Source organism: Pseudomonas morbosilactucae (genome assembly GCF_023241715.1).
Taxonomy (GTDB): Bacteria; Pseudomonadota; Gammaproteobacteria; order Pseudomonadales; family Pseudomonadaceae; genus Aquipseudomonas; species Aquipseudomonas morbosilactucae.
Window position 1 is genome coordinate 1 of the sequence record NZ_JALQCW010000112.1, and the last position, 3,577, is coordinate 3,577.

Consider the following 3,577-nt stretch of genomic DNA (forward strand, 5'->3'; position numbering starts at 1 on the left):
CGCACCCGGATCTGCAACTGCAGGAGTAACACGATGATCGGAATGGATCGCCGCACCGGCTTGCCGCTGTCGGGGCATTGAGCGCCTGCGGCAGTCCATCGAGGACATCCTGAGCACGCCGCTGGGCAGCCGGCGGATGCGGCCGGAGTACGGCAGCAAGCTACGGCGCTTTGTCGATCTGCCCGTCACGGGCGGCTGGAAAAGCGCGGTGCAAGCAGAGGTGGCTCGGGCGTTGGGGCGTTGGGAGCCGCGCCTGAAGTTGGAGCGGGTGCTGGTGGTGTCATTGGTGGGTGGCCAGATCACCTTCCAACTGACAGGCCAGTACCTGGGGGATAGCGCGGTATTGGAGGTGACGGCATGAGTACGCTGGATTTGTCGGCGCTGCCGGCGCCGGAGGTGCTGGAAAGCCTCGACTTTGAAGAGCTATACCAGGGCAAGCTGACAACGTTTCGCCTGCACATGGGCGACAACTGGACGGCCAACCTGGAGAGCGACCCGGTGGTCAAGCAGTTGGAGCTGGCAGCCTACCGCGACATGCAGTTGCGGGCTCGGGTCAACGATGCAGCCAAGGCGTTGTTGCTGGCCCACGCCAAGGGTACGGACCTCGATCACCTGGCGGCGAACGTCAACCTGCAGCGCCTGGTGGTCCAGGCGGCGGATCCCCAGGCGGTGCCGCCGGTGGAGGAGGTCAAGGAGCTGGACGATGCCCTGCGCGAGCGCGTGCAACTGGCTTATGAGGGCCTGACCACGGCCGGGCCGCGTAACAGCTACATCCTGCATGCGCGTAACGCTTCAGCCCTGGTTGCGGATGCCGCAGCCGAAAGCCCGTCACCGGCGTGGGTGACGGTCACCGTGCTGAGCCTGGATGGCGACGGTACGGCCAGCTCTGAGCTGCTGGCGACGGTGGCCGATGCGCTCAACGATGAGGACGTGCGGCCGCTTGGGGATCGGGTGACGGTGCAAAGCGCGCAGGTGTTGCCGTACCGCATCGACGCGGTGCTGCACATGAAAGGCCCGGGCCCTGAAAGCGATGCTGCCCTGGCCGAGGCCGAGCGCAAGCTGGTGGCCTGGATCAATCCACGCAAGCGCCTGGGTGTTGAGGTCGCACGCTCGGCCATCGACGCGCAGCTACACGTGGCCGGCGTAGCCCGGGTTGAGTTGGGTGCCTGGCAGGACCTGGCCCCGAGCAAAGCCCAGGCGGCGTACTGCACGGGTTACAGCGTCACGCTGGGAGACTGAGATGACCAGCCTCTTACCGATCAACAGCACGCCGCTGGAGCGAGCCCTTGAGGCCGTGAACGCCGGCGACACCGCGATCCTGCTGCGCACCCTCTACAACCCCACAACCTGCCCAGTGCATCTGCTGCCTCAGTTGGCCTGGGCCTGGTCGGTGGATCGCTGGGACCCGCGCTGGTCCGAGGCCGTAAAGCGCAACGCCATTCGGGCCTCGTTCTTCATCCATGAACGCAAGGGCACCATCGGCGCCCTGCGCCGAGTAGTCGAGCCCCTGGGCTACCTGATTGAGGTGGTCGAGTGGTGGCAGACGGTGCCCGAGGGCGAGCCTGCGACCTTTGCCCTCAAGGTCGGGGTGCTGGACACCGGCATCAGCGAGGAGATGTACCAGGAGCTGACCCGGCTGATCGATGACGCCAAGCCCGTCAGTCGGCACATGACGGGCCTGGCGATCAGCCTGGAAACCTCCGGCATGATCGGCTTCGGCGCCTATGTGGGGGAGGGCGAAGTGATTGATGTCTATCCGCCCAGCCCCCGGGATATCGAGGTGACCGGCCGCTATGGCCAGGTCATGTGCATAGATGAAATTGACACCCTGGACGTGTACTCATGATCGATTCAAACAGTCAGTTTTTCGCCATCCTCACGGCGGTCGGGGAGGCAAAACAGGCCAACGCCACGGCGCTGGGCGTTCCTTGGACCTTCAAGGAGATGGGGGTGGGGGATGCCAATAACACCGACCCCATTCCTGATCGCATGCAAACCCGGCTGATCAACGAATGGCGCCGCGCACCGGTCAACCAGGTGCGTACGGATCCGGCCAACCCGAACGTGGTGATCGCCGAGCAGGTGATTCCGTCCGATGTGGGCGGCCGCTGGATCCGCGAGATCGCACTCTACGATGCCGACGGCGACATGGTGGCGGTGGCCAACTGCGCGCCGAGCTTCAAGCCCTTGCTGGCCCAGGGCACCGGCAAGACGCAGATCATCCGCATGAACTTCATCGTGGCCAACACGGCGCAGATCGTGCTGAAGATCGACCCCGCGGTGGTCCTGGCGACTCGCGAGTATGTCGATAACGCGGTGATCGAAGCCCTGGCCAAGTTGGACTTCAAGCACTCGGCGCTGGTGGCCACCACGGCCAACATCGTTTTGAGTGGCTTGCTGACCATCGACGGGGTGCTGCTGCCGGCGGATGCCCGGGTGCTGGTGAAAAATCAGACTCAGGCCAAGGACAACGGGCTGTACGTGGTGTCATCGACGGGCGTCTGGAAGCGGGCCACGGATGCCGACAGCAGCCTGGAGGTGACCCCGGGTCTGTTCGTCAGCATCGAGAAGGGCACGGTCAACGGCGATAGCGTCTGGCAGTTGGTGACCGATGGGCCGATTGTCCTCGACACCACGGCCCTGGTATTTGAAATGGCCGTGGGCCGGACCGGTATCAGCGCGGGTTCCTATGCCAATGTCACTGTCGACAAATACGGCCGGGTGATCGCGGGGACCAACCCGACCACGCTGGCCGGGCACGGTATCACCGACACGTACACCAAGGCGGAGATCGAGGCGCTGGTGGCTCAGGCCTCGTCGTTGCCTGTGGGCTCGATGGTGGCGTTTCCGAAAGGCCCCGTTCCTGCGGGCTTCCTTGAGGTCAATGGCGGTTTGCTGAGCATTGCAGCCTATCCCGATCTTGCCGTGTACTTGGGCACTACCTTCAACAAGGGCGACGAGGGTGCCGGCAACTTCCGCTTGCCGGATTCGCGGGGCGAGTTCCTGCGCGGCTGGGACAATGGGCGCGGGGTCGATGCTGGGCGGACGCTTGGATCCTTGCAGCTCGATGCATTCCAAGGCCACTACCACAACAACCCCATTTGGCAAAACGGCACGGGAGGCGGAGTCGGGGAGTTTGTAGGAAACAATGGAACCCCAGGCGCAACAGGCACTCGGTTGAGAACCTACGAGGCTGCAACCGATGGCACCAACGGCGCGCCTCGCATCGCTTCTGAGACGCGTCCGCGCAACCTGGCCGTGATGTGGTGCATCAAGGCCTGGAACGCGCCGATCAATCAGGGAAACATCGACGTTGCAGCGCTTGCCCCGCTGGCCGCTCAGGCGACTGAGGCCAATCAGGGAACAGCGAAGGTGGCCAGCGATGCGCAGATGCTGGACGGCGCCAACGACCTGGTGATGCTGACCCCCAAGAAAGCCCGCAAAGGGTTCGCGATCAGTCTCACGACGAATGGCTATATCACCTTCCCGACCTGGCTTGGCGGCTTGGTGCTTCAGTGGGGTTTAAGCTCTCAAATTGCAAATAACGGAACACTGACGGTGCCATTCCCCATCGAAT

The 3,577-nt window shown here is 63.9% G+C and carries 3 protein-coding genes and 1 pseudogene; all 4 read left to right on the plus strand.

Features of this window, described 5'->3' with window-relative positions; genetic code table 11:
* Nucleotides 1-33: 33 nt before the first annotated feature.
* Nucleotides 34-361 (plus strand): annotated as a pseudogene (locus M1B34_RS32205) (GPW/gp25 family protein).
* Nucleotides 358-1,239, plus strand: a complete 882-nt coding sequence (locus M1B34_RS32210; protein WP_268267282.1) for a baseplate assembly protein — start codon at nucleotides 358-360, stop codon at nucleotides 1,237-1,239. Before M1B34_RS32205 ends, M1B34_RS32210 begins: the two are co-directional and overlap by 4 nt.
* 1 nt (nucleotide 1,240) lies before the next feature.
* Nucleotides 1,241-1,846 (plus strand): phage tail protein I, encoded by a 606-nt coding sequence (locus tag M1B34_RS32215; RefSeq protein ID WP_268267283.1) that lies wholly within the window; start codon nucleotides 1,241-1,243, stop codon nucleotides 1,844-1,846.
* Nucleotides 1,843-3,577: phage tail-collar fiber domain-containing protein (locus tag M1B34_RS32220; RefSeq protein WP_268267284.1), on the plus strand; the 1,735-nt coding region annotated here is incomplete at its 3' end. The genes M1B34_RS32215 and M1B34_RS32220, both read left to right, overlap by 4 nt.